This is a genomic window from Lysobacter helvus, from assembly GCF_018406645.1.
Classification (GTDB): Bacteria; Pseudomonadota; Gammaproteobacteria; order Xanthomonadales; family Xanthomonadaceae; genus Noviluteimonas; species Noviluteimonas caseinilytica.
In genome coordinates this window covers 2,186,937-2,211,398 of sequence record NZ_AP024546.1, presented here as the reverse complement: position 1 = coordinate 2,211,398, position 24,462 = coordinate 2,186,937, and the positions used below count along the sequence as shown (strand labels likewise).

Genomic DNA, 24,462 nt, shown 5'->3' with positions numbered 1-24,462 from the left:
CGGCAGTGGAGTGCGTTATCCCACGCACCTCCCTCGCACCGCGGACTCCCATGGCGACCACACCGACCCTCGCGCCCTCGCGCAGCCTGCTCGACCGATTCCTCCGCATCGTCGAAACCGGCGGCAATGCCTTGCCGCATCCGGCCACGTTGTTCGCGCTGCTCGCCTTCGGCGTGGTGTGCGCGTCGTGGCTGGCGGTGCGGTTCGACCTCACCGCGGTGCATCCGGCCACCGGCGAAACCATCCACGCGGTCAACCTGCTCGGACGCGAGGGCTTGCATCGCATGCTCACGGGGCTCGTCACCAACTTCACCGGCTTCGCGCCGCTCGGTGCGGTGCTGGTCTCGCTGGTCGGCATCGGCGTGGCGGAACACTCGGGGTTGATCGGTGCGGCGTTGCGTCGGCTCGTGTTCGCGGCGCCAATGTGGGCGCTCACGCCGGTCGTGGTGTTCGCCGGCGTGATGTCGAACATGGCGAGCGAGATCGGCTACGTGCTGCTGATCCCGCTCGCGGGCCTGATGTTCCAGGGCGCGGGCCGGCATCCGATCGTCGGCATGGCCGCCGCGTTCGCGGGCGTGTCGGGCGGGTATTCCGCCAACCTGCTGCTCGGGTCCATCGATCCGCTGTTGTCGGGCCTGTCGCAGGAAGCCGCGCGCCTCATCCAGCCTGCGTACACCGTGAGCGCCGCGGCCAACTGGTACTTCATGATCGCGTCCACGCCGCTGGTCGTCGGCCTGAGCACGTGGGTCACCGAGCGCATCGTCGCGCCGCGCTTCACCTCGCTGCCCGACATCAACCCGAGCGAAGCGATCGCGCCGCCGGATGCGCTCGAACGCCGGGGCCTGCGCTGGGCGCTGTACGCCACGCTCGCGCTCAGTGCGTGGCTGTTGTGGGGCCTGCTGCCCGCCGATGGCTTCCTGCGCGATGCCGCCACCGGCAGCGTGCTCGACTCGCCTTTCATGAAGGGCATCGTCGTGCTGATCTTCCTGTACGGCGTGGTCGCAGGCGTGGCCTACGGCGTCGGCGCGCGCACGATCCGCAACGATGCGGACGTGATCCGCGGGATGGGGCAAAGCCTGTCGACGATGGGCGGGTACCTGGTGCTGGTGTTCTTCGCGGCGCAGTTCGTCGCGTTCTTCGGGTGGACGCAGCTCGGGTTGATCCTCGCCGTGAAACTGGTCGCCGTGCTGCAGGGCCTGGACCTGTCGGCGATCCCGTTGTTCGTCGGGCTCGTCGCGATCACGGCGGTGGCCAACCTTTTCATCGGCTCGGCGTCGGCGAAGTGGGCGTTGATGGCGCCGATTTTCGTGCCGATGTTCATGCTGCTCGGCTATTCGCCGGAACTCACGCAGGCCGGCTATCGCATCGGCGACTCGGTGACCAATATCATCTCGCCGATGATGAGTTACTTCGCGCTGATCATCGCGTTCTTCCAGCGCTACGAACCGAAGGCCGGGCTCGGCACGCTGGTCTCGGTGATGCTGCCGTACTCGGTGGTGTTCACGATCGGGTGGACGGTGTTGTTCGCGCTGTGGATCGCCTTCGGGTGGCCGATCGGGCCGGGGGCGCCGCTGGTCTATCCGGGCTGACGGAGCGTCACCTTCCATCCGGCGCGCGCGTCGCGGATGCGCGCGCCTTCCTTGCCGGGCCCGCCCTTGGGGCCGTGCACGATCACGACGATTTCGCGCCACCAGGGGACGAAGGCGGCGTGTTCGTTGACGGCCTCGAGCGTCATGACCCCGTCGAGCGCATGGCACGAGAAACGCACGCGCAGGAACTCGCCGCGCTGGTACGCCATGGTGTGGCCGTCGTCTTCGTAGAGCGAACCCGCGCACGGGCCGCCACCGACCGGCCACCACACGTGCACTTCAAGTCGACCCTTCGGCGTTTCGCTCGTCGACTGCACCAGGGGCTGCATCGGAATGATGGCGCCCGCTCGCACATACACCGGCACGTCGGCCGGCCGCGGATCCAGCACCAGCGGCTTCGCATCCGCATGCTGCACGCCATCGCGCAGCCCGTACCAGGTGCCGCGCGGCAACTGCACCGTGTGCGCATCGACGCGCTCGTCGACGACGGGCGCGACGAACAGGTCCGCGCCGAACAGGAAATCGCGATCGCTCCCCGCCGCGGCGACGTCGTCGAACCACACCGGTCGCATGATCGGCGCGCCGGTGCGCGCGCTCTCTTCCGCCGCCGTGTAGAGGTAAGTCATCAACCGGTAGCGTTGTTCGATCGCCGCGCGCCGCAGCGCTTCCTGCGCCGGCCCGTCCACCCACGGCTCGTGCCCGCGCGTATCCGTCGCCGCGTGGCTGCGGAACACCGGATTCCACGCGCCCAGCTGGTACCAGCGCGTGAGCAAATCCGCCGGCGGTGACCCGATGAACCCGCCGATGTCGTCGCCCGCCAGCGCCATGCCCGACAACCCGAGCGACAACAGGTTCGGCGTGCTCTGCGCGAGGTGCTGCCAGCTCGCCGAGTTGTCGCCGGTCCACGTCGCCGCGTAACGCTGCGTGCCCGCGAACGCCGCGCGCGTCAGCACGAAGGGACGCTCGCCTGGCCGCAGCTTCAACAAGCCCTCGTACGTCGCGCGCGCGTTCTGCATGCCGTACGCGTTGTGCAGCACGCGGTGCGTGCGCGTGCTGCCGTCGTCGAGGCGATGCACCACGTCGCCGGGCATCGTGCCACCGGGGACGTCGAACACGGACGGCTCGTTCATGTCGTTCCAGAACCCCGCCGCGCCCATGCGCACGAAGTCCGTGTACAACTCGCCCCACCAGTCGCGCACGCGCGTGAGCGTGAAATCCGGGAAGACGCTCGGGCCGGGCCACACGTTGCCGACGTAGTCCGCGCCCGCGCGCTTGACGAACACATCCTGCGCCACGCCGCTGTCGTACGGCGCATAGCCCGCCTGTTTCGCGATGTGCAGGTCGGTGATCAGCACCGTGTTGAACCCCTGCGCGCGCAGGTCGCCGATCATCTTCCCGAAATTCGGGAACAGCTTGCGGTCAACGGTGAACGGTTTGTTCGCGTCCTGGAACCCGATGTCGAGGTAGATCGCATCGGCGGGAATGCGATGCGCGCGCAACGTGTCCGCGACTTCGCGCACGCGTGCTTCCGGCACATACGTGTAACGCGATTGCTGGAACCCCAGCGCCCACTTCGGCGGCAGCGGCGCATGGCCGGTGAGGTCGACGTAGCGCTGCAGCACGTCGCGCGGCGTGGGCCCGGCGATCACGTAGACATCGATCGCACCGCCTTCGACGGTCACCACCATCCGCGACGGATCCGTCTGCCCCACGTCGAACGTGCTGCGCCGCGGATCATCGAGCAGCAAGCCGTACGCCCCGTCCTTGCCGACGACCAGCGCGAACGGGATCGCCTTGTACAGCGGATCGCGCGCGGCGTCCCACGCGTAGGCGTCGGTATTCCAGAACGTGAACGTGCGGCCGCGGCGATCGAGCGGACCGGCCTTGTCGCCCAATCCGTAGACGTGTTCGCCGGGCTGCAGCGCGAAGGACACGCGGACGTATCCGTCGTCGGTCGAGGTGATGCGCGGGGCCAGTCGCTCGGGCAGCGAATGCACCGGGTCCGTGTTGCCCGGGACGCGCGGCCGATCCGGATCGCGGAGCTGGAGGGCCCATCCCGACTCGGCATCGGTGGCGCCGGGCACCGACAGCCGCAAGCGCAGGACGCCGGCGTCGACGACAGCGGTCTGCCGCGCCGCCGCCTTCGGCCCTCCCGCGTACGCGAGCCCGCACGCCAGCAACCCCGCCACCATTGCCGCACCCGCCCACCCTGCACGTGCCATCGCCACCCTCCTCGGAGGGGTCCGAGCATAGCCGTCCGCACGGCTCGGTACGGTCCGGACCCGTGGGCTACACTGCCCCCCTTTCCGCGGCCGACCCTTGTCGCAATGAACCCGAATTACCTCGACTTCGAGCAGCCCATCGCCGACCTGGAAGCCAAGCTCCAGGAACTCCGCCACGCCAGCCACGGCCCGGCGGTGGACATGGATGCCGAAGTGCACGCGCTGCAGGACAAGCTGCGCCTGCGCACCGCGCAGATCTTCCGCGACCTCTCGCCCTGGCAGATCTCGCAGCTCGCCCGCCACCCGGCGCGGCCGTACACCCTGGATTACCTGCGCGTGATCTGCGACGAGTTCCAGGAACTCGCCGGCGACCGCGCCTTCGCCAACGACAACGCCATCGTCGGCGGCCTGGCCCGCATCGAAGGTCGCAGCGTCGTGGTGATCGGCCACGAGAAGGGCCGCGACACCAAGGCCAAGATCAAGCGCAACTTCGGCATGCCCAAGCCCGAGGGCTACCGCAAGGCGCTGCGCCTGATGAAGCTGGCCGAACGCTTCAACCTGCCGCTGCTCACCTTCATCGACACCGCCGGCGCGTGGCCCGGCATCGACGCGGAAGAACGCGGCCAGTCCGAGGCCATCGCGCGCAACCTGCTGGAGATGTCGGAACTCAAGACGCCGATCATCTGCACGGTGATCGGCGAAGGCGGTTCGGGCGGCGCGCTGGCCATCGGCGTCGGCGACCGCACGCTGATGCTCGAATACAGCACGTACTCGGTGATCACGCCGGAAGGCTGCGCCTCCATCCTGTGGAAGACCGCGGAGAAGGCGAAGGACGCTGCCGAACAGCTCGGCCTGACGGCCAAGCGCCTGAAGGAACTGGGCCTGATCGACAAGATCGTGCGCGAGCCCATCGGCGGCGCGCACCGCAAGCCGCGGCAGATGGCCACGCGCCTGAAGGCCGTGCTGGTCAACGAAATCGACGCGCTGTCGGGCGTGCCGGTGCCGGAACTGCTCGAGCGCCGCTACAAGCGCCTGCGCGGCTACGGCGCGTACGAAGCCGCCTGACCCGCAACCCCACGCCTCCATGAGCCCGATCTTCCTGCTGTCGATCGCGCTGCAGATCGCGTGCATCGTGCACGCGGTGCGCACGCAGCGGCCGACGTACTGGATCTGGATCCTGGTCGTCGGCAGCTACATCGCCGTCGCGGCGTACGTCTTCGCGGAAGTCGTCCCCACCCTCGGCAGCAGCCCCACCGCGCGCCGCGCCGTGAAGGGCGTGCGCCAGCGCATCGATCCGGAACGCGGCAAGCGCCACGCCGCGCGCCAGCTCGACATCGCCGACACGATCGACAACCGCCGCCGCCTCGCCGAACAAAGCCTGGCCAGCGGCGATTACCAGCAAGCGCTGGAGATGTTCCGCAATTCGCTCACGGGCATGTACCAGACCGACCCGCACCTGATGCTCGGCCTGGCGCAGGCGCAGTTCGCGCTGGACCTGCCCGCCGAGGCGCGCGCCACGCTCGACGCGCTGATCGCGGCCAACCCGAAATTCCGTTCGTTCGACGGCCATCTGTTGTACGCGCGCACCGTGGAAGCCAGCGGCGACATCGACAAGGCGCTGTCGGAATACGAAGCGCTGGTGCAGGGCTACCCCGGCGAAGAAGCCCGCGTGCGCTACGCGCAGCTGCTCAAGCGCGCCAACCGCCCCGCCGACGCCGCCAACGTGCTGCGCGAAATCGCCAAGCGTTCGTCGCTCGCGCCGAAGTACTACCAGCGCGAACAGCGCGCGTGGATCGACCTCGCCAGGCGCGAGCTGCAGGACCTCGCCTGACGGCGGCGGGCGCGATGACGTCCGCCCTCGACCTCCGTTTGCCCGAGACCGGCCGCGATGGCGCGATCGTCGTCGCGTTGAGCGGCGGGCTGGATTCCACCGTGCTGCTGCACGCGCTCGCGGCGATGCCGAGCGTGCGCGCACGCACCTTGCGCGCCATCCATGTCCACCACGGCCTGCACGCCGACGCCGATGCCTGGTCCGCGCACTGCGCCGTCGTGTGCGAAGCCTTGCGCATCCCGTTGCACATCGCGCGCGTGCAAGTCGACAGGCGCGCCGGCCTCGGGCTCGAAGCCGCGGCCCGCGCCGCGCGTCGCGCGGCATTCGTCGAAGCGCTCGATCCGGGCGACATCCTCGCGCTTGCGCACCACCGCGACGACCAGGCCGAGACTTTCCTGCTGCGGGCGCTGCGCGCCTCCGGCCCCGATGGCCTCGGCGCGATGCGGGCGCTGCAACCGTTCGCGCAGGGCTTCCTGTGGCGGCCCTGGCTCGACGTGCCGCGCACGGAGCTGATCGCGTACGCGCAGACACACGACTTGTCCTGGATCGACGATCCGTCGAACAGCGCGCTCGAACACGACCGCAACTTCCTGCGCCACCAGGTGTTGCCGCTGTTGCGCGAACGCTGGCCGCGCGTCGATGCCGCCTTCGCGCGTTCGGCCGCATTGAGCGCTGAAGCCGCCGAGCTGCTCGCCGACGACGACCTGCGTGCACTCGACACCGCACGCACCGACGATCCCGCGATCCTGTCCGTCCCCGCGTTGCGCGCGCTCGACCCCTCGCGCCGCGCCCGGGTGCTGCGTCGCTGGATCGCCGGGACGTCGCTGCCCCCGTTGCCCGCCGAAGGCATCGCGCAGATCGAAGCCGACTTGCTCCAAGGCGCGGACGATGCCGACTTCCGCTTCGCCTGGTCCGGCGCGCACATCCGCCGCTGGTGCGACCGCCTGCGCGCCGCGCCCAACGCGCCCGCCCTGCCCGCCGACTGGTCCGACACCTGGGACGGCCGCATGCCGCTGGTGCTGCCCGACGGCGGCGCCCTCGAACTGATCGGCGCCGACGCCTTCGACGCCCCGCTGCGCGTGCGCCTGCGCCGCGGGGGCGAACGCATCGTGCTGCCGGGCCGGTCGCATTCGCACAGCCTCAAACACGCATTGCAGGACGCGGGCCTGCCCACCTGGGACCGCGAACGCCTGCCCCTGCTGGTGGATGGCGACGACCAGGTCCTCGCGGCCGGCGACCGCCTGCTGGCCGACGTGTTCGCACGCTGGTTGCAGGACCACGACGCCAGCGTGCGCTGGACCCCGCCCTCGCCATAAGCGTGCGCGATTGACCCATGGCAGGCCGCGCATCACACTGCGCGCCATGCCGCGCATGCCCGACGCCAAGCTCGAAACCCCTTCCCCGGTCGCCGATTTCGAAGCCTCGCTCGACCAGCTCGAACAGCTGGTGGAGAAGATGGAACACGGCGAGATGAGCCTGGAAGAATCGCTCGCCGCCTACGAACGCGGCGTCGGCCTGTATCGCAAGTGCCAGACCGCGCTGGAACAGGCGGAACTGCGCGTGCGCCTGCTGAGCGACCCGGAACAGCCGGACAACGCCGAGCCCTTCGGCGCGCCGGCCGCGGATGCCTGAGGTCGACTTCGCGCCCTGGCGCACGCGCGTCGACGCGGCGCTCGCTTCCGCGCTGCCTTCCGCCGATCAATCCCCGCAACGCCTGCACGGCGCGATGCGCCATGCGGCGCTCGACGGCGGCAAGCGCATGCGTCCGTTGCTCGTGTACGCCACCGGCACCGCGTTCGGCGCGGACGTTGCATCGCTCGATGCGCCTGCCGTCGCCGTCGAACTGATCCACGCCTATTCGCTGGTGCACGACGACCTGCCCGCGATGGACGACGACGCGCTGCGCCGCGGCAAGCCCACGGTGCACATCGCATTCGACGAAGCCACCGCGATCCTCGCGGGCGATGCGTTGCAGTCGCTCGCGTTCGAGCAACTCACGCAAGCCCCGTTGTCCGCCGACCTGCGCGTGGCGATGCTCGCCGAACTCGCGCAGGCCGCCGGCGTGCGTGGCATGTGCGGCGGGCAGGCGCTCGACATCGACGCGACCGGTGGTGTCGCGATCGACCTGCCTGCCTTGCAACGCTTGCACGCGATGAAGACCGGCGCGTTGATCCGCGCGTCCGTGCGCCTCGGCGCGATCGCCGCGGGCGCGGAGGCCGCGTCGCGTGCGCGCCTGGATACGTTCGCCGATGCGCTGGGCCTCGCGTTCCAGGTGCGCGACGACCTGCTGGACGTCGAAGGCGACAGCGCCGCGCTCGGCAAGACCGCGGGCAAGGACGCCGCGCAGCAGAAGGCGACGTTCCCCGCCCTGCTCGGCCTGGACGCCACGCGCGCGCGCCTGCAGCAACTGGCGACCGACATGCGCGACGCGCTCGCGCCCCTCGGCCCACGCGCCGACGCCCTCGCCGCGCTGGCCCGCGCCGCGGTCGAACGGACGCACTGAGCCATGGGCCGACCCCGCGGAGGCAAGCGCAAGCTGCTGACCTGGGTCGATGCATGGATGGCGTCGTCGGCCGATGCGTTCATCAACGCGTGGACGTTCGTCGAGCGCAGTTACAAGCGTCCGTTCTCGCGGCTCGCGCTGCGGTTGAAGTTCGCGTTCTATCCGGTGCTCGCGTTGCTCGCGATCGGCTGGCTGGCGTACGACTGGGGCGTCGCGGGTTACGGCGGTGCGCGCTCGTTGAATTCCGCGGAAGACGCGGTGTTCGACACGGTGATCAAGAGCCGGCCGGTGCAACCGCCGACATCCAAGCGCGTGGTGGTCGTGGAGATCGATGATTGTTCGATCGACCAGTTCCGAAAGCGCGGGGAAGGCGGCTGGCCGTGGAGCCGGCAACGCCATGCGGACCTGCTCGATGCACTCGATCGCGCAGGCATCAAGGCGGTCGGCTACGACGTGATGTTCGCCGAGCCCTCGCCCGTGGATCCGATCGGTGACGACACGTTGGAGTCCATGGCCGAAGGCGGCGCCGGGCGTTTCGTGTTCGGCGCATCGCACCTGGACGACGACTTCAACGCCACCACCGGCACCACCACCACCGGCACCACGCGCGCATCGCTCGCGCCCGGCGCATTCGCGCGCATCCCCTCGGCCGAGCGTCCGGGTCCGTCCCTCGCGCTGCTGCTGCCCTACGGCAAGTCGATGCGCACGCACGCGGGCCTGATCAATGTCGAACGCGGCGTCGACGGCGTGCTGCGCGACATCCCGCTTTCGCTGTCCGCCGGCGACTGGGCGGTGCCCTCGCTCGCATTGCGCCTGGCCGTGTTCGACACGGGCCGGCCCGCGGCGTCGTTTCCCGCGTCCGTGCGCCCCGACTGGCGCAATGGCGATGAACACCGCCTGCCCTTCATCAGCGCGTTCGACCTGATCGAAGGCAAGCGGGTCTGCGACAAATCACCGATCCCGGACCTGAAGGGCCGCATCGCCCTCGTCGGCTACACCGCGTCCGGCCTCAACGATGCGAAACCGGTGCCGGTCAAACCCGCGATGGCCGGCGTCGAAGTCCACGCCGAAGCCACCGCCGCCCTCGTCGACGGCACCGCGATCTGGATGCCGCCGCCGTCGCTGAAATACCTGCTCGCGGCAACGCTCGTGCTGCTGACCGCGTTCGCCTTCTTCCGCGGCGAGCCGGCCACCGACATCGACTCGGTCTTCGTCGCCACCAACCTCGTGCTGCTGATCCTCGCGTACGCGGGCCTGACGTTCTTCCGCGTGTTCTTCGACATCTACGCGAGCATCGGCTTCGTCAGCCTGTGCTTCGGCGCGTGTCGCACGTATGCGGCGATCCAGCGCGGCCGCGCGGTGGGCAACGGCGACTTCCTCGAAGAGTTCGATCCGGACCGCGATCGTTGCCTCGTGTTCGCGCGCGTGCGCTTCGTGCCCTACTCCGCGCTGGATGAACGCGCCGCCGCGCGCCGTCGCCGCGAATACCGCCGCCGCCTGCGCAGGTTCCTGTATGCGGGCAGCGATGCGGTGATGCTGGAAGGCGTCGTCGAACGCAAGAGCTGGCTGCACGAAACGCTCGACGACCTGATGCTGATGGTGTGGAAGGGCGACGACCTGCCGCAGGCGATCGCGCTCGCCAAGCGCGACCTGGCCGACCTGCACGCGTACTTGAATGCGTACGACGATCGCCTGGACGACGACGGCATCGTGCTCGTGTACGTGATGGCCAGCGAAGTCGACGAAAACGCCGACCGCACGCCCGACGACAGCGGCGATCGCGGCAATCGCCTGCGCCTGCGCGAAGCGCTCGGACAGCTGCTGGACGCGCCGGGCGAGTGGCCGCTTTCGGCGGAAAATCCGTTATTGCAGGGTGACCCGAGCTGCAATCCCGGAGCCGCTGCATGCAACACGCCGCCCACCGAATAATCGTCCCGCTGCTGTCCGGCCTGGCCGGTGCACTGCTGGTGGCCGCGCTCGCGTTCGCGGCCGATCCGGCCACCTCGGCCATCGTGCACAAGCCGTCGGTGGACGTGCACAGCGCACCGGATTTCAACTCGCCCACCGTCGCCACGCTCAAGCGCGATGCGAAGGTGCAGGTCGCGGGACAGCAGGGCCTGTGGTTCCAGGTCGGCACGCCGGACGGCAAGTCCGGCTTCGTGCGCGTCAACGACGTGCGCATGGAATACGCGAGCGCGAACAACGGCAACGCAGGCGCGCTGTTCATCGGCAAGGCCGGCAAGGGCCGCGTGTCGGAAACGGCGGGCGTGCGCGGCATCGACGAAAGCGATCTCAAGTCCGCGGCGTACGACGGTGCGCAGTTCGCGCAGATGGAAAACAACCGCGTGTCGCCCGAAGCCGCCGCCAGCGATGCGAACGCGAAGGGACACCACGCGAAGCAAGTGCCCTACGCGACGGAGTTCAAGCCGGTCGCCGACGCCGCGCCGAAAGCGACGCAGCAGGAAAAGCGCGGCGGCATGTCGTTCGCGCGCGGGTTGTTGTCCGCGGTGGGCATCGGTGCGCCCGCGCCCGTGAACTCCGCGGCGGACGTCGCCGAGGCCGCGCAGGGCAAATCCGAATCCGAACAGCGCGCCGAAGAAGTGGCGCTCGGCCCGGAAATCGCCGGCCGCGTGCTCGGCGCCGCGCCGCTGTGGAACGACGCCGAGGCGCAGGCGCGCGTGAACCGCGTCGGCCGCTGGATGGCGTCGCAGACCTCGCGCCCCGACCTGCCGTGGAGTTTCGCGGTGATCGACACGCAGGAGATCAACGCGTTCGCCGCGCCGGGCGGCTACATCCTCGTGACGCGCGGCCTGTACGAATTGCTGGGCGACGACGACGAAGTGGCGGCGGTGATCGGCCACGAGCTGAGCCACGTCGTGCAGCGCGACCACTACAACGTGATCAAGAAACAGGAAACGCAGACGGCGCTGACCAACGCGGCGTCCGACAACGTGAGCGTCGGCGGCGGCGTGGCGGGCAGCATGGCGAAGGAATACGTCGCGCGGCACGGCGCCACCATCCTGGCGACGCGGCTGGACCGCGAGGCGGAGTTCCGCGCCGACGAGGCCGCGGAGGTGTACCTGGCGCGCGCGGGCTATGATCCGCTGGCGCTGTATGCGGTGCTGCAGAAGATGACGGCGCGCGGCAGCACATCGGGCAACCTGGCGCAGTTGTACAAGACGCACCCGCCGCTCGATGCGCGCCTCGACCGGCTCGATCGCAACAGCGTGGCCAGCGCGGGGCGCTGAGCCCGACTCCAACCCAAGGGGATGACGCAATGAACGATATCGATCCGACCTCCGCCTCCGATTCCGGCGTGTCCGCGGACGAACGGCAGTGGGGCATGTTTTCGCACCTGTCCATCATCCTGGCGTCGCTGATCACCGCGCTGGTCGGGCTGCCGGGGTGCCTGGCGTTCCTCGGGCCGCTGATCATCTGGCTGGCGAAGAAGGAAACGATGCCCTTCGTGGCCGACCAGGCGAAGGAAGCGTTGAACTTCAGCATCATGCTGACGATCGTGGCGGTGGTGCTGATGGTGATCGCCATTCCCTTCGGCATCCTCACGCTGGGCCTGGGCTTCATCCTCTTCGGCCTGATCGGCCTGGTCATCGGCATCGCGGCGCTGATCATGATCATCATGGCGTCGATGAAGGCGAACGAAGGCGTGCGGTACCGCTATCCGTTCAACCTGCGCCTGGTGAAGTAATCCCGCGCGTCGATCGCGACAAAGAAAAACGGCGCTTCGGCGCCGTTTTTTTTTGCATCAACCTCCTCCGGCACGGCGACCGGAACGTTGCGACGCTGCGTAGGGGTAGCGCCATGCACCGGATCGGTGTGTTTCTGGCGAACAGCTGCACTCGGACGGACGGCGCACCGCAACGTTGAGTCGTGCACGTTCGGCTCGGAGCGCAGTGCGCGGCTTCGGCGTGTTTCGGCGTTCGGGATAGAATTCGCAATTGATCGATTGCAACGCCAGGCAACGTCATGGCCCAGTTCCGCGTGACCAAGTACAACCCCGCCTTCCGCCGTGCCGATAACGGGGCTTACATGCGGGACGACTGGACCTCGGTGTCCGACATCGGGGGCACGTTCGCCGATGGCGTGTTGACGCGCGAGGAGTACGAACGCGTTGAAGGACTGTACGTCGAGGCGATCATGCGCTTCGTCGCGCTGGCGAACGTCGACACGCTCAGGGTCGCGGCGTTGGAGTTCTACGGTCCGGATGATCCAACCGAAGGGCTGATCGACATTCCCGTCGCGCCCGACGACCGCCTGCGATCCATCATCGTCGCGAACCTGCGGGAAACGATCTGGATGATGCTCGAAGGGCGCGACAACACGTTCATCCATTTCGGTGGCGACTTCTACGTCTTCGTCGGCTCCGATGCCGTGGACACGTTTCCTGCGCCCACAGGACTGTTCGTCGAAGCGTTCGATTCCCCGTTCCACCCCGAGCATGATCCGGAGGACACGACAGAGTGAGATGCGCAGATCCTGCGTCAGTCGCGCGCTTTGCTTCAAGCAAACCGAACCCGCAGCAACCAACGTTGCGGTGAGGCGCACCGCACGCCGAGCCAATCCCGCGCAGCCGTCCATGGATGGACGGCGCCGATGCTCGCAGCCATGGATGGCGAGGCAGCGGAGCGGGATTGGCTGGGCGTGCAGTGCGCCGTCCGTCCGGGTGCAGCTGTTCGCCAGCAACCTAGTGATTCGGTGCGAGGCTCTACCCTACGCAGCGTCGCAACGATCAGGTCGCGAAGCGCTTCGACGTGATGAGGGCGACAGGTCCTTGAACTGCGCCATGGATGGCGCACGGCCGGTGCCTGGAGCAGGGACAGCGGAACGCGCCGGGCAAGGACCTGTCGCCCTCATCGCGGCGGAGCGCCGTACCGGAGGCGGTTGATGCGCCTCGCTTCTGGGTCCCTGCTTTCGCAGGGATGACACAAGCTCACTCGCCCGCGACCGTCATCTTGCCGACCAGGATCGACCCCGAACGGATGTGCGAACGCGGATCGACGTCCGTGCCCACGGCTTCGATCGCACCCAGCATTTTCTTGAGGTTGCCGGCGATCGTGATCCCGTCGACGGGGAACGTGATCTGTCCGTCTTCCACCCAGAACCCCGCTGCGCCGCGCGAATAATCGCCCGTCACTGCGTTCACGCCCTGCCCCATCAATTCCGTCACCAGCAGACCGCGGCCCATGCCGCGCACGAGCGAATCGAAGTCGCCCGCGTTCGCCTTGACGTCGAGGTTGTGCACGCCGCCGGCGTTCGCCGTCGTCTGCAGGCCGAGCTTGCGCGCCGAGTAACTGCCGAGCACGTAACGCTGCAACACGCCGGCCGACACCAGCGGCGACTCGCGCGTCGCCACGCCTTCCGAATCGAACGACGACGAACGGAAGCCGCGCATCAGGAACGGACGCTCCTGCAGGTCGAACCAGTCGGGGAAGACCTGCGTGCCCACGCTGTCGACGAGGAAACTCGCGCGGCGATACAGCGCACCGCCGGAAATCGCGCCGAGGAAATGCCCGATCAGCGAACGCGCGACCTCGGAATGGAACAACACCGGCACCTCGCCCGTCGGCAACGAACGCGGCTGCAGGCGCGACGCCGCGCGCTCCGCCGCATGCCGGCCCACGGCCGCCGCGGCTTCCAGGTCGTCGGCCGCGATCGCCGTCGTGTACCAGCCATCGCGCTGCATCGCATCGCCGCGGCCGGCAATCAGCGCGCAGCCAATCGTGTGCTGCGTGCTGCGCTCGGCGCCGATGAAGCCGTGCGAATTCGCGTACACGCTCATCGACGCGCTGCTGCCCACCGACGCGCCGTCGCTGTTCTCGATGCGCGCATCCGCGTCGCGGCCCGCCTGTTCGCAGGCCAGCGCGATGTCGATGGCCTGGTCGGCGTCCAGCGCCCAGGGATGCCAGCCGTCGAACTCGCGCACCTCGCGCGCCATCAGCGCGGCGTCGGCCAGGCCCGCGGCTTCATCGTCTTCGGTGTGGCGGGCGATCGCGCAGGCCTGTTCGACGGTGGCCGACAGGCTTTCCTCGCGCAGGTCCGCGGTGCTCGCGCTGCCCTTGCGCTGGCCGAAGTAGACGGTGACGGCGATGCCGCGGTCGCGCGTGGATTCCACGGTCTCCACCGAGCCCATGCGCACGTTGACGTTGAGGCCGTGTTCCTGCGAGGCCGAGACCTCGGCCTGGGTGGCGCCGGCGGCGCGGCAGCGGTCCAGGAGTTGCCGGGCGATGCCGCCGAGGACCTCGAGCCGCGCGACGCTGTCGTCGCTGGACAGGGCGTGATCGGTCGTCGACAGGGGGGCGTTGTTCAATGGTCTATCCTTCCGGGCGAATTCAGAGACGGACGAGGCAAGGGCGATGCGTGGCAAGGATCCGGAAACCGGCGATTTCCTCGCCCCCAGCCGCAGCCAGCAACGGCGCGCGGCGCTGGACGTGTTCGACCTCGGCGAAAAGCTGGCGGCGCTGAGCGACGCGCAGCTGGCCAAGCTGCCGATCCCCGATGCGCTGATGCCGCACATCCTCGAAACGCGCCGCATCACCTCGCACGTCGCGCACAAGCGCCAGCTGCAATTCCTGGCCAAGCAGATGCGGCGCGAAGACGACGAGGCGCTGGACGCGATCCGCGATGCGCTCGAGGAAAAGGGCGAAGCCTCGCGCCGCGAAGTGGCTGCGATGCACCGCATCGAAGCCTGGCGCGACCGCCTGCTCGACGACGGCGACGACGCGCTGGCCGCGTTCCTCACCGAACATCCCACCGCCGACCGCCAGCACCTGCGACAACTGGTGCGCAATGCGATCGAGGAAAAGAAGCGCAACAAACCGCCGCGGGCGTATCGCGAGATCTACCACGCGGTGCGGGATGCGATGGATGCGGGACCGGGGACCGGGGACGAGGGACCGGAGGAAGCGGACGACGACGCCGAGGCCTGAGACCTGCACTGGTCCCCGGTCCCCGGTCCCTTGTCCCGGCTTCTGCTTCACGCCTGCGTCCCGCCCACGGTCAGCTGGTCGATCAACAGCGACGGCTGCCCCACGCCCACCGGCACGCTCTGCCCGTCCTTGCCGCATACGCCCACGCCTTCGTCGAGCGCGAGATCGTTGCCGATCATCTTCACGCGTTGCATGGTTTCCGGGCCGTTGCCGATCAGGGTGGCGCCCTTCACCGGCGCGGTGATCTTGCCGTCTTCGATCAGGTACGCCTCGGTCGCGGAGAACACGTACTTGCCGCTGGTGATGTCGACCTGGCCGCCGCCGAAGTTCACCGCGTACAGGCCCTTCTTCACCGAGCGGATCATTTCTTCCGGATCGTGCGTGCCCGCGAGCATGTAGGTGTTGGTCATGCGCGGCATCGGCAGGTGCGCAAAGGATTCGCGGCGACCGTTGCCGGTGGGCGCCATGCCCATCAGGCGCGCGTTGTGCGTGTCCTGCATGTAGCCGACCAGCACGCCGTCTTCGATCAAGGTGGTGCACGCGGTGGGCGTGCCTTCGTCGTCGATGTTGAGCGAGCCGCGACGGCCGGGCAACGTGCCGTCGTCGACGATCGTGACGCCCGGCGATGCGACGCGCTGGCCCATGCGGCCGGCGTACGTGGAGGTGCCCTTGCGGTTGAAGTCGCCTTCGAGGCCGTGACCGACCGCTTCGTGCAGCAGCACGCCGGGCCAGCCGTTGCCGAGCACGACGGGCATGAGGCCGGCGGGTGCGTCGATCGCGTCGAGGTTCACCAGCGCCTGCCGCAACGCTTCGCGCGCGAAGTGTTCGGGCTTGCCGCCGCCGAGCAATTCGGCATACGAGTAACGACCGCCGCCACCGGCGTAGCCGCTCTCGCGACGGCCTTCCTGTTCGACGATCACCTGCACGTTGAGGCGCACCAGCGGGCGCACGTCGGCGGCGAGCACGCCATCGCTGCGCGCGACGAGCACGGTGTCCACGCCACCGGCCAGGCTCACCATCACCTGCTTCACGCGCGGATCGGCGGCGCGCAGCAGGCGATCGAGCGCACGCAGCGCTTCCACTTTTTCTTCGTTCGGCAAGCCGTCGATCGGATCGTCCGCCGTATACAGCGAACGTCCGCCGCCCGGCACGAGCGCACGCGGCGACATCGCGGAGCCATCGCGCGCGATCGCACGCGCGGATTTCGCGGCTTCGAGCAACGCGGGCGTATCGATTTCATCGGAATACGCAAAGCCGGTCTTCTCGCCGGAGATCGCGCGCACGCCCACGCCCTGTTCGATCGAATGCGCACCATCCTTCACGATGCCGTCTTCCATCGTCCAGCTTTCGCGCCGCGCGTGCTGGAAATACAGGTCCCCGAAGTCGATGCCCGGCCCGAGCAGCGTGGAGAAGGCGGCATCGAGGTTGGCGGTGTCGAGGCCGGCGGGGACCAGCAGGCGGGTTTCGGCGAGGCGGAGCGGCAGGGTCATGGGGATCCCGTGGGCAATCGAAGGGGCAACGCTAGATCAGATGGTGTTGCGCGGGCGCGACGCAAGGCGGGCAAGCTCAGCCGCCCGTGGATTCATCGGCCGATGCGGACGCGCGGCCTTGCGGTTCGCGCTTGCGGACTTCCACCTTGGGGTCCTTCCACGGGCCGGTGACGCGATAGGTCTTCGCGGCGAGCTGGCCCAGCGGCTTTTTCAGCACGGCGTTGGCAGCCGCGCCGATCGCGGCGCCGACCGGGCCGCCGGCGATCGCACCGGCGACCGTGAGGAGGTTGCCGGCGCGCGGCAGCACTTCGACGGTCTGGTCGAATGTCTGCGCCTGCAGGTCGGCGGTGCCGTGGATGTGGATCTGCGCGGCGGGCCCGTCGATGGACAGGTCGTCGGTGCGCGCGATGCCGGAGACCAGCCGCACGTGGCCGGAGACGGTGTCGAACGCGAGGCCCTTCGAATAGAAATCGCGGAAGTCGAGCAGCATGCGCTTGGGCAGCTGCGCCAGGCTCAGCAAGCCGAGCACGCGGCCCGCGCCGGGTTCGATTTCGAGCAGGCGCCCTTCCTTCACGTCGAGCGCGAGGCGGCCGTCGACGAGGCGTGCATCGAAGTCGCGCGGCGCGCCGGGCCATGCGGCATCGAAGTTGGCCGTGCCTGCGCCGCCCGCAAGTTGTCCGCCGAACCCGAGGCCGTCGAGCAACGCGCCGAAATCCTGGCTGTCGATGCGCAGACCGATGTTGGAACGCGCGGACTTGCCCTGCCCGCTCCACTCGCCCGTCAGCGCGAGCTTGTGCTTCGCCGATTGCGCCTGCGCGGTGTCGAAGCGCAGGCCGTCCCCGGTGGAATGCGTGCGGATCGTCGCCTTGCCGAGCGCGAGCGCGTTGAGGCGCAGGTCGGCGACATCGAACGACAGCGGCGGGATGCTGCCGGGGGAGATGGGATTGGGATCTTCTTCCGGAGACGTCGCGGCGGTCGCAACCGTCTTCGGCGGCGCGCGCCAGTACGCGCGATCGAAGCGTCCGGAGATCGTGCCCTTGTCGGACGACGGCACTTCGACCGTGCCGACGAGCGCGGGACCGGCCACCTGCACCGTGCTGCCGGTCGCCGACGGCGACACCTGCAGGCGCGCGTCCGGGAACACGCCACCGAGCAGCAACAACCGATCGGCGCGCAGGTCGATGTGCCGCAACGCGAGGCCGTCGCCGCTCTTCTTCGTGTTGTTCGAGTCGCCCTGCGCCAATGCGATCCAGTCGATCGCATCGAGCGACGCCGCACGTCCCGTTGCAATGAGGCCCGATGCCGGCGGTGCGTCATCCACGCGATTGCTGCCGAGCACCACGCGCAATCCGGTCTGCGTGCCGCGCGTGCGCGCACGCAACGCCGCGAGGTTGCCGAGCGCGACGCGCACTTCGCCATCGCCCATCGGGAGATCCGTGTCGACGGTGGTCGCCAGCGCGACGCCCGCAGCCTTGCGCAAGGGCGCGGGCAAGCTGAGCGTGGTGCCGACGAGATTGGAGCGCAGCGACAGCTTGCTCGGCGCGGCGTCCTTCGCGCCGACGTTCTTCGGCAGCGCGACGCCGATCGTCCACGCCGAGCGCCCGTCGAGGTAAGGCTTCAGCCAAGCAAGATTGCCGGCGCGATCCACCAGCGTCTTCGCATCGAGGTTGGCGCGCAGTTCGCCTTCGAACGCTTGCGACGCGTCCTTCACGAACCCGGTGCCCGCGCGCAACGCGAGCGTGCCGGGTGCGCCGTCGTGCTGCACCTGCAAGGCATTGGCGGCAAATCCGCCGTCGCCGTAATCCGCGCGGCCACGCACATCGTCGAACGCCAGGTCCCAGCGGTTCTCGCGCAGCTTCGCGCCCTGCAGGTCCACCGTGCCGTGCGTGCGGCCCTTGCCGCCGCCCGGATGCATCGGCAACAACATGTCGAAGGTGACCGCGGCCGGACCGCTGGCGGTGATGTTGTCGAGCGTTTCGCCCTGGTCCTTCTCGAGCGGACTGTGCTGCAGCAGCGCGACGAGTTTCGACGCATCGCTTGCGCCGCTCGCCTGCACGGTGAGTTCGGCCTTGCCGTATTCGGCGATGCCCGCCGCGAGTTTGCTGACTTGCACGCCCTGCAGCACCGCGTGGTCGCCGACGACGTTGAACCCGTTGCCGATGAAGCTCGCCATCCCGTGCAGGTGTTCGGCCGCGGGCCACTCGGGCGAGAACTTCACTTGCATGTCGACGAGTTCGGCATCGGCGCGGAACAGGCCGTTGTCGTGCACGAACGGCCACTCGTCGAGGTCGCCGGTGATGATCGCGCGCCCGCCGTGCACGGTGCCGCTGAGCAGCGCGGTATCGAGCCAGTGTTCGGTGGCATCGGCCATCAGGTGCCGCACGAGGAAGCCGCGCGCGGCCGTGACCGGCGAATCATCGAGGTCGGCCGCGATGTCGATCCACGGCCGCGTGCCGTCGCCCTGCCACCACAAGCCGCCGCGGGCGAGCACGCCGAAATCCGAGCCCGTGACCTTCAGCGCGTCGGTGCCGACGCGCCAGCCCGCGCCTTCGCGCCAGCCGGCGATCTTGCCGCGCAGCGTCGCCGGATGGTGCACGCCGAACCCGGCGGGCCACCAGAAATCCATCTGCGCCGACGAATCGGCATCGAACACGAAGCCGTCGGCATCGGCGACGAAGCTGCCGCCCAGGCCCGACAGGCCCGGACTGTTGCCGACCGGTGCGAACGCGAGCGCGGAGATGCGCGCATTCGCACGCAACACGCCGTGTGCGCCGGCGACTTCGATGTGTTCGAGCGTCGCGTTGGGCTTCGATTGCACGACCCAGCGACGCAGGCCCGCGTCCATGCGATCGCTCAACGCGGCGACCTGCAGCAACGGGCCGGCATCGATGCGTTCGGCGGCCATGCCGAAGCGACGTCCGCCGCCCATCACCAGGCCATCGAGCACCTGGCGGTTGCCCTGTGTTTCCAGGCGCAGGCGCGGCGCATCGAAGCGCCAGTCGCCGCCGCCCGTGTGCCGGAATCGCGCGAAGGCATCGACGTGGTCGAAGCGCGCGCGCGGCGGCGTGGCCATGCCGTCGATGCGCGCGCCCTGCAACGCGACCGCATCGAGCGCGGCCTGGAAGGTGACATCGGCGACGCGATGGTCGCGCAACGTCGCCCACGCAGCGGCGCGGCCGCGACCCGCCTGCGCCTGCACGCCCATCAGTTTCAGCAGCGGCGCCCACACGGCGAGGTCGGCCTTCTGCGCGCCGGCATACGCGCGGCCGTCGCCCTGCTTGCGGTCGAAATCGAGCGTGGCATCCAGCGGCGACACGTTCGGCCGCATCCACGCGCGCAGGCCGCTGCGGATGCGGTCGCCTTCCACGCGCAGGCGCAGGTCGATGCGCGGCACGGTGGCATCGATCGACAGCGACGGCGCGACGACATGCAATCGCCCGCCGATGACCTGCAGTTCGCCGAGGCGTTCGAGCGCGGCGAACGGATCGCCTTCGGTCGTCTGCTGTTGCCCCGGCAGGCCGCGCACGCTCCACTGGCCGTCGTCGTCGCGCTGCACGGTGATGTCCAGGCCGCGCAGGCGCAGCTCGGTGAACGTGCGGCCCGGCAGCAGGCCGGCATACAGCGACACCAGCATTTCGGTATCGCCGACGAGGAACGACGACGCGCCCTCGCCGATGCGCAGGTCGTCCAGGCGCAGCACCGGCCCGCGCCGCGTCCATTCCGTGTCCAGCGCGGAGAAATGCACGGGCCGCCCCGCGCGCTCGCTCAGCCACGCGGCGACGCGTTGCGGATTGCGTTCGGCCAGCGGCAGCAACTGGTTGGCGATGCCGACCAGCAGCGCGACGAGCACGACCACCACGAGCGCGCCGTATCCGAAGAACCGGCGTGCGTGGCGGAGGCGTCGGCGCAACGGCGTCGGCATCAAGTCGTCCCGTCAGAGGAGGACGACATCGAATTGTTCCTGCAGGTATTGCTCGTCCGACTGGAAGCGGATCGACTTGCCGAGGAACTCCTCCAGCTCCGCCACCGCCGCCGACTCTTCGTCGGTGATGCGCGCGACGACTTTGGGCGAGGCGATGACCAGCAGGCGCGCCGCTTCGAACTGCCGCACCGCGCGCGTGATCTCGCGGAAGATTTCGTACGTCACCGTCTCCGACGTCTTGAGCGTGCCGCGGCCGCCGCATTCGTGGCAGGGCTCGCACAGCTGGCGCTCGAGGCTTTCGACCGTGCGCTTGCGCGTCATCTCGACCAGGCCGAGCGGCGAGAAGTCGTACACCGTGGTCTTGGCGTGGTCCTTCGCGAGCGACTTCTCCAGCGTGCGCAGCACCTGGCGGCGATGCTCGGCGTCCACCATATCGATGAAGTCGATGATGATGATGCCGCCGAGGTTGCGCAGCCGCAGCTGGCGCGCGACGGCCTGCGCGGCTTCGAGGTTGGTGCGGTACACCGTTTCCTCGAGGTTGCGCTGGCCAAGGAACGAGCCCGTGTTGACGTCCACCGTGGTCATCGCTTCGGTCTGGTCGATGACGAGGTAACCGCCGGATTTCAGCGGGACTTCCTTTTCCAGCGCGTGCTGGATTTCGTCCTCGACGCCGTACAGGTCGAAGATCGGCCGCGCACCGCTGTAGTGCTCGATCTTTTCCGCCAGGCCCGGCATGTACTGCGCGGCGAACACGCGCAGGCGGTCGAAGGTTTCGCGCGAATCGACTTTCACTTTCTCGACGTCGCGGCGGATGAGGTCGCGCACCGCGCGCATCGGCAGGTTGAGGTCTTCGTAGATGCAGGCGCCCACGCGCGTGCTGGCGGTGTGGTTTTCCACCAGCGCCCACACGCGGCTGAGGTAGGCGATGTCTTCGGCGAGCGCTTCGGCGGGCTGGCCTTCGGCGTTGGTGCGCACGATGTAGCCCTGCTCGCCGCCGCCGGCGAATTCGGCGACCAGGCTCTTCAGGCGCGCGCGTTCGGTTTCGTCCTCGATGCGCGAGGACACGCCGATCACGCGCGACTGCGGCAGCAGCACGAGATAGCGCGACGGAATGCTGAGCTGCGTGGTGAGGCGCGCGCCCTTGCTGCCGATCGGATCCTTGACCACCTGCACGACGACGTCCTGGCCTTCGCGCAGCAGGTCGAAGATGGGACGCGCCTGCTGCGTGGGCGGCATGGGGCCTTCGTCGCCTTCCGCACTCGGCAGGGGCGCGGGGCGCACGATGTCGTTGGCGTGCAGGAACGCGGCGCGGTCCAGCCCGATCTCGACGAACGCGGCCTGCATGCCGGGCATGACGCGCTGCACCTTGCCTTTGTAGATGTTGCCGACCACGCCGCGGCGCCAGCCGCGTTCGATGTGCAGCTCCTGCAGCATGCCGTTCTCGACGACGGCCACGCGCGTCTCGCGCGGGGTGACGTTGACCAGGATTTCTTCGGTCATGCGCGTGTCCCCGGGAGGATGTCGAATTCCTTCAGGAGACGCGCGGTTTCGAACAAAGGCAAGCCCATCACGCCGGAGTAGCTCCCCGAGAGGTGTTCGATGAAGGCCTGGGCGTGGCCCTGGATGCCGTAGGCGCCCGCCTTGCCGTCCCATTCGCCGGTGGACAGGTAAGCATCGATGGCCGCGGGGTCGAGCGTGGCGAAGGTCACCTCGGACCGCGAGACGGCCTGCGCTTCGCGCGCCGGCGAGACCACGCTGACGGCCGAGACGACCTGGTGCGTGCGGCCCGAGAGGCGCTGCAGCATGGCGGCGGCATCGCGCGCATCGCGCGGCTTGCCGAAGACGTCGTCGTCGAGGATCACTTCGGTATCGGCGCCCAGGACCACCGCGCCGGCGGTGGCCATCACCTGCATCAGTCCGGCCCCGGCCTTCTCGCGCGCGACGCGGCGCACGTAGTCTTCGGCGGGTTCGCCGGGCTGGCGGTGTTCCGGCAGGTCGAGCTCGAGCACGCCGAAGGCGTAGCCCAGGCGGGCCAGCAATTCGGAGCGGCGAGGAGAACGCGAGGCAAGATGCAGCATCGGCCGGAGTCTAACCCGCGGCTGTACCGCGCCCCGCGCAGGCACGCCGCGCAACCCCGGTGCGCCTCACAGTTCGTTCACCCCGCCGCTTCATGGTTCTTCATCCGCACGTTCGCACCCTCACGGAGTTCCACATGCGCCTGCGTCCCCTGCTCTCTCCCCTCGTGCTCGCCATCGCCCTTGCTTCCGGTACCGCCATGACCGCCCACGCCCAGACCGCCGCCCCCGGCTACGCCATCCCCGCCGACGGCACCCTGCTCAACGTCTCCGCGCAGGCGGAGTCCAAGCGCGTGCCCGACGTCGCCACGGTGTCCGCCGGCGTCGTCACGCAGGCCGCCGACGCCAACGCCGCGATGCGCGCCAACGCCGTGCAGATGGACAAGGTGATGGCGGCCATCCGCGCCGCGGGCATCGCCGAGCGCGACATCCAGACCGCCGGCATCTCGATCCAGCCGCAGTACCGCTACGCCGAGAACCAGCCGCCGGTGATCACCGGCTACCAGGCCAGCAACACCGTCAACCTCAAGGTCCGCGACATCGGCAAGCTCGGCAAGGTGCTCGATGCGCTGGTGGCCAACGGCGCCAACCAGGTGAACGGCCCGAACTTCGAAGTCGACCAGCCGGAACCGGCCTACGACGAAGCCCGCATCGCCGCGCTGCACAAGGCACAGGCGCGCGCCGAGACGTATGCCAAGGCCATGGGCCTGCGCGTGCGCCGCATCGTGAGCATCAGTGAAGGCGGTGGCTTCCCCCAGCCGCCGATGCCGATGATGGCGATGCGCGCGCAATCGATGGCGAAGGACACCGCGGTGTCGCCGGGCGAGACCACGCTGTCGGTCAGCCTTGACGTCGTCTTCGAACTCGGACGCTGACACTGCGCGCTGGCGTGCGCCCTGCGCACGCGGAGCGCCAGCACCATGAGCCCCACACGGAAAGACACCCCGCCCGCGGCCGACCCGCGGGCGGGTCGCAACGCCGGCTACGCCGAGAACCAACCGCGCGACAAGGGCGACGCCCAGGCGCAACACAACGAACCCCCGGCACCCAACCCGGACGAGCCCGGCATCGACCGCGACACGGACGAGTCCCCCGACCCGGCGCGCGACGAAAAAAAACGCTGACCGCAAACCCCATCGCCGAACCGCGCGCGTTGCAGCCATCACGCAACGTCACGGAGGCAAGGCCATGGGTCACACGCTCGTCCACGCTCCCCGCTTCGCACAGCTCGGCCAGCTCGCCGAGCGCCCGAGTCCCGCCCGCATCGCCGCGTACGCCGCCGTCATCGCACTGCACGTCGCGGCGTTCGCCTTGTTGATGTTGCCGATGGCGGCGCCGGTGCCGGAGACACGCGAAGACCTCTTCACCGACGTCGTCCTCATCCCGAAGAAGAAGCCCGACGTCGTCCCGGTCACGCCGCCCCCGCCGGTCCCGCATCCGGTCACGGTCACGACGCGCAACGTCGCCCCGCACCCGGTCGATCCGCCGGTGGTCACCGACGACAGCACCCCGATGTCCGACCCGTACGTCGAAACGACGCCCACCGAAGAAGTCGTCACCGTCCCGCCCGCGATCGACACCACGCCGATCGCCGACGCGCAGCTCGTCTACGCCAGCGCACCGCCGCCGAGCTATCCGAAGGAAGAAGAACGCCGCCGCATCGGAGGCACGGTGCTGCTGAAAGTGCTGGTGGACGTGGACGGCAAGCCGATCGACGTGGCGATCCAGTCGAGCAGCGGCAACCGCCGTCTCGATGACGCCGCGCGCAAGCAGGTCCTGACGCGCTGGACGTTCAAGCCGGCGATGCGCGGCGGCGTGGCGGTGCAGGCGATCGGGCTGGTCCCGATCAACTTCACGGTGCGCTAGGCGCGGCTGAGCCAGCCTTG

General features: G+C 69.1%; 20 protein-coding genes. 14 read left to right on the top strand and 6 right to left on the bottom strand.

Going from position 1 to position 24,462, the window contains the following annotated elements:
* The first annotated feature begins 50 nt into the window (after nt 1-50).
* A complete protein-coding gene (locus tag LYSHEL_RS10750) occupies nt 51-1,589 on the top strand; it encodes an AbgT family transporter (protein WP_213498422.1) in 1,539 nt (512 codons plus the stop codon).
* On the opposite strand, the gene LYSHEL_RS10745 is transcribed toward LYSHEL_RS10750, so the two are convergent.
* The gene (locus LYSHEL_RS10745) at nt 1,577-3,811 is read right to left on the bottom strand and encodes a glycoside hydrolase family 31 protein (protein WP_213434033.1); all 2,235 of its coding nucleotides are present in this window, start codon (nt 3,809-3,811) and stop codon (nt 1,577-1,579) included. The two genes, LYSHEL_RS10750 and LYSHEL_RS10745, sit on opposite strands and share 13 nt — an antisense overlap.
* Nucleotides 3,812-3,916: 105 nt before the next feature.
* Between LYSHEL_RS10745 and LYSHEL_RS10740 the strand changes: the two genes are divergently transcribed.
* The 9 genes from LYSHEL_RS10740 to LYSHEL_RS10700 all read left to right on the top strand — a co-directional run bounded on the left by LYSHEL_RS10740 (nt 3,917) and on the right by LYSHEL_RS10700 (nt 12,627).
* On the top strand, nt 3,917-4,876 hold the full coding sequence (locus LYSHEL_RS10740) for an acetyl-CoA carboxylase carboxyltransferase subunit alpha (protein WP_213434032.1): 960 nt from the start codon (nt 3,917-3,919) through the stop codon (nt 4,874-4,876).
* Nucleotides 4,877-4,895: 19 nt separating this feature from the next.
* Nucleotides 4,896-5,642 carry a tetratricopeptide repeat protein gene (locus LYSHEL_RS10735; RefSeq protein ID WP_213434031.1) on the top strand — a complete coding sequence of 249 codons (747 nt, stop codon included), beginning with the start codon at nt 4,896-4,898 and terminating at the stop codon, nt 5,640-5,642.
* A gap of 14 nt (nt 5,643-5,656) precedes the next feature.
* The gene (gene tilS, locus LYSHEL_RS10730) at nt 5,657-6,958 is read left to right on the top strand and encodes a tRNA lysidine(34) synthetase TilS (RefSeq protein WP_213434030.1); all 1,302 of its coding nucleotides are present in this window, start codon (nt 5,657-5,659) and stop codon (nt 6,956-6,958) included.
* Nucleotides 6,959-7,013: 55 nt separating this feature from the next.
* On the top strand, nt 7,014-7,274 hold the full coding sequence (locus LYSHEL_RS10725; protein WP_213437792.1) for an exodeoxyribonuclease VII small subunit: 261 nt from the start codon (nt 7,014-7,016) through the stop codon (nt 7,272-7,274).
* A complete protein-coding gene (locus LYSHEL_RS10720; protein ID WP_213434029.1) occupies nt 7,267-8,145 on the top strand; it encodes a farnesyl diphosphate synthase in 879 nt (292 codons plus the stop codon). Before LYSHEL_RS10725 ends, LYSHEL_RS10720 begins: the two co-directional genes overlap by 8 nt.
* A gap of 3 nt (nt 8,146-8,148) precedes the next feature.
* The gene (locus LYSHEL_RS10715) at nt 8,149-10,074 is read left to right on the top strand and encodes a CHASE2 domain-containing protein (protein WP_213434028.1); all 1,926 of its coding nucleotides are present in this window, start codon (nt 8,149-8,151) and stop codon (nt 10,072-10,074) included.
* Nucleotides 10,050-11,393, top strand: coding sequence for a M48 family metalloprotease (locus tag LYSHEL_RS10710; protein ID WP_213434027.1), 1,344 nt, complete (start codon nt 10,050-10,052; stop codon nt 11,391-11,393). Before LYSHEL_RS10715 ends, LYSHEL_RS10710 begins: the two co-directional genes overlap by 25 nt.
* 29 nt (nt 11,394-11,422) lie before the next feature.
* Entirely contained in the window at nt 11,423-11,851 is a 429-nt protein-coding gene (locus tag LYSHEL_RS10705; protein ID WP_244858516.1) for a DUF4870 domain-containing protein, read from the top strand.
* 278 nt (nt 11,852-12,129) lie between these two features.
* The gene (locus LYSHEL_RS10700) at nt 12,130-12,627 is read left to right on the top strand and encodes a hypothetical protein (protein WP_213434026.1); all 498 of its coding nucleotides are present in this window, start codon (nt 12,130-12,132) and stop codon (nt 12,625-12,627) included.
* A 466-nt stretch (nt 12,628-13,093) separates the two neighbouring features.
* On the opposite strand, the gene pmbA is transcribed toward LYSHEL_RS10700, so the two are convergent.
* A complete protein-coding gene (pmbA, locus tag LYSHEL_RS10695) occupies nt 13,094-14,455 on the bottom strand; it encodes a metalloprotease PmbA (protein WP_213437788.1) in 1,362 nt (453 codons plus the stop codon).
* A 61-nt stretch (nt 14,456-14,516) separates the two neighbouring features.
* Between pmbA and yjgA the strand changes: the two genes are divergently transcribed.
* Nucleotides 14,517-15,089: a ribosome biogenesis factor YjgA gene (gene yjgA / locus LYSHEL_RS10690; RefSeq protein WP_213434025.1), complete on the top strand. Its 573-nt coding sequence runs from the start codon at nt 14,517-14,519 to the stop codon at nt 15,087-15,089.
* 47 nt (nt 15,090-15,136) lie between these two features.
* Here the strand turns inward: yjgA and tldD are convergent, their stop codons facing one another.
* The 4 genes from tldD to LYSHEL_RS10670 all read right to left on the bottom strand — a co-directional run bounded on the left by tldD (nt 15,137) and on the right by LYSHEL_RS10670 (nt 22,579).
* Nucleotides 15,137-16,579 (bottom strand): metalloprotease TldD, encoded by a 1,443-nt coding sequence (gene tldD, locus LYSHEL_RS10685; RefSeq protein WP_213434024.1) that lies wholly within the window; start codon nt 16,577-16,579, stop codon nt 15,137-15,139.
* Between the two features lie 76 nt (nt 16,580-16,655).
* On the bottom strand, nt 16,656-20,501 hold the full coding sequence (locus tag LYSHEL_RS10680) for a YhdP family protein (RefSeq protein ID WP_213434023.1): 3,846 nt from the start codon (nt 20,499-20,501) through the stop codon (nt 16,656-16,658).
* Nucleotides 20,502-20,513: 12 nt separating this feature from the next.
* The gene (gene rng / locus LYSHEL_RS10675) at nt 20,514-22,001 is read right to left on the bottom strand and encodes a ribonuclease G (RefSeq protein WP_213434022.1); all 1,488 of its coding nucleotides are present in this window, start codon (nt 21,999-22,001) and stop codon (nt 20,514-20,516) included.
* Entirely contained in the window at nt 21,998-22,579 is a 582-nt protein-coding gene (locus tag LYSHEL_RS10670; RefSeq protein WP_213434021.1) for a Maf family protein, read from the bottom strand. The genes rng and LYSHEL_RS10670 overlap by 4 nt, the downstream gene beginning before the upstream one ends.
* A gap of 140 nt (nt 22,580-22,719) precedes the next feature.
* Here LYSHEL_RS10670 and LYSHEL_RS10665 point away from each other — a divergent pair, with 140 nt between their 5' ends.
* From LYSHEL_RS10665 to LYSHEL_RS10655, 3 genes are all read left to right on the top strand, one after another.
* Nucleotides 22,720-23,451, top strand: coding sequence for an SIMPL domain-containing protein (locus tag LYSHEL_RS10665; protein WP_213437786.1), 732 nt, complete (start codon nt 22,720-22,722; stop codon nt 23,449-23,451).
* A gap of 45 nt (nt 23,452-23,496) precedes the next feature.
* A complete protein-coding gene (locus tag LYSHEL_RS10660) occupies nt 23,497-23,700 on the top strand; it encodes a hypothetical protein (RefSeq protein ID WP_213434020.1) in 204 nt (67 codons plus the stop codon).
* Nucleotides 23,701-23,764: 64 nt separating this feature from the next.
* Nucleotides 23,765-24,442, top strand: a complete 678-nt coding sequence (locus LYSHEL_RS10655) for an energy transducer TonB (RefSeq protein ID WP_213434019.1) — start codon at nt 23,765-23,767, stop codon at nt 24,440-24,442.
* The last annotated feature ends 20 nt before the right edge of the window (nt 24,443-24,462 follow it).

Coding starts and splice junctions, on each gene's coding strand:
- LYSHEL_RS10715 (WP_213434028.1), top strand. CDS start 8,149: ATGGGCCGACCCCGCGGAGGCAAGCGCAAGCTGCTGACCTGGGTCGAT.
- LYSHEL_RS10655 (WP_213434019.1), top strand. CDS start 23,765: ATGGGTCACACGCTCGTCCACGCTCCCCGCTTCGCACAGCTCGGCCAG.
- yjgA (WP_213434025.1), top strand. CDS start 14,517: ATGCGTGGCAAGGATCCGGAAACCGGCGATTTCCTCGCCCCCAGCCGC.
- tldD (WP_213434024.1), bottom strand. CDS start 16,579: ATGACCCTGCCGCTCCGCCTCGCCGAAACCCGCCTGCTGGTCCCCGCC.
- LYSHEL_RS10660 (WP_213434020.1), top strand. CDS start 23,497: ATGAGCCCCACACGGAAAGACACCCCGCCCGCGGCCGACCCGCGGGCG.
- LYSHEL_RS10710 (WP_213434027.1), top strand. CDS start 10,050: ATGCAACACGCCGCCCACCGAATAATCGTCCCGCTGCTGTCCGGCCTG.
- LYSHEL_RS10735 (WP_213434031.1), top strand. CDS start 4,896: ATGAGCCCGATCTTCCTGCTGTCGATCGCGCTGCAGATCGCGTGCATC.
- LYSHEL_RS10725 (WP_213437792.1), top strand. CDS start 7,014: ATGCCCGACGCCAAGCTCGAAACCCCTTCCCCGGTCGCCGATTTCGAA.
- LYSHEL_RS10750 (WP_213498422.1), top strand. CDS start 51: ATGGCGACCACACCGACCCTCGCGCCCTCGCGCAGCCTGCTCGACCGA.
- LYSHEL_RS10700 (WP_213434026.1), top strand. CDS start 12,130: ATGGCCCAGTTCCGCGTGACCAAGTACAACCCCGCCTTCCGCCGTGCC.
- LYSHEL_RS10705 (WP_244858516.1), top strand. CDS start 11,423: ATGAACGATATCGATCCGACCTCCGCCTCCGATTCCGGCGTGTCCGCG.
- LYSHEL_RS10680 (WP_213434023.1), bottom strand. CDS start 20,501: ATGCCGACGCCGTTGCGCCGACGCCTCCGCCACGCACGCCGGTTCTTC.
- LYSHEL_RS10670 (WP_213434021.1), bottom strand. CDS start 22,579: ATGCTGCATCTTGCCTCGCGTTCTCCTCGCCGCTCCGAATTGCTGGCC.
- LYSHEL_RS10720 (WP_213434029.1), top strand. CDS start 7,267: ATGCCTGAGGTCGACTTCGCGCCCTGGCGCACGCGCGTCGACGCGGCG.
- LYSHEL_RS10745 (WP_213434033.1), bottom strand. CDS start 3,811: ATGGCACGTGCAGGGTGGGCGGGTGCGGCAATGGTGGCGGGGTTGCTG.
- tilS (WP_213434030.1), top strand. CDS start 5,657: ATGACGTCCGCCCTCGACCTCCGTTTGCCCGAGACCGGCCGCGATGGC.
- rng (WP_213434022.1), bottom strand. CDS start 22,001: ATGACCGAAGAAATCCTGGTCAACGTCACCCCGCGCGAGACGCGCGTG.
- LYSHEL_RS10740 (WP_213434032.1), top strand. CDS start 3,917: ATGAACCCGAATTACCTCGACTTCGAGCAGCCCATCGCCGACCTGGAA.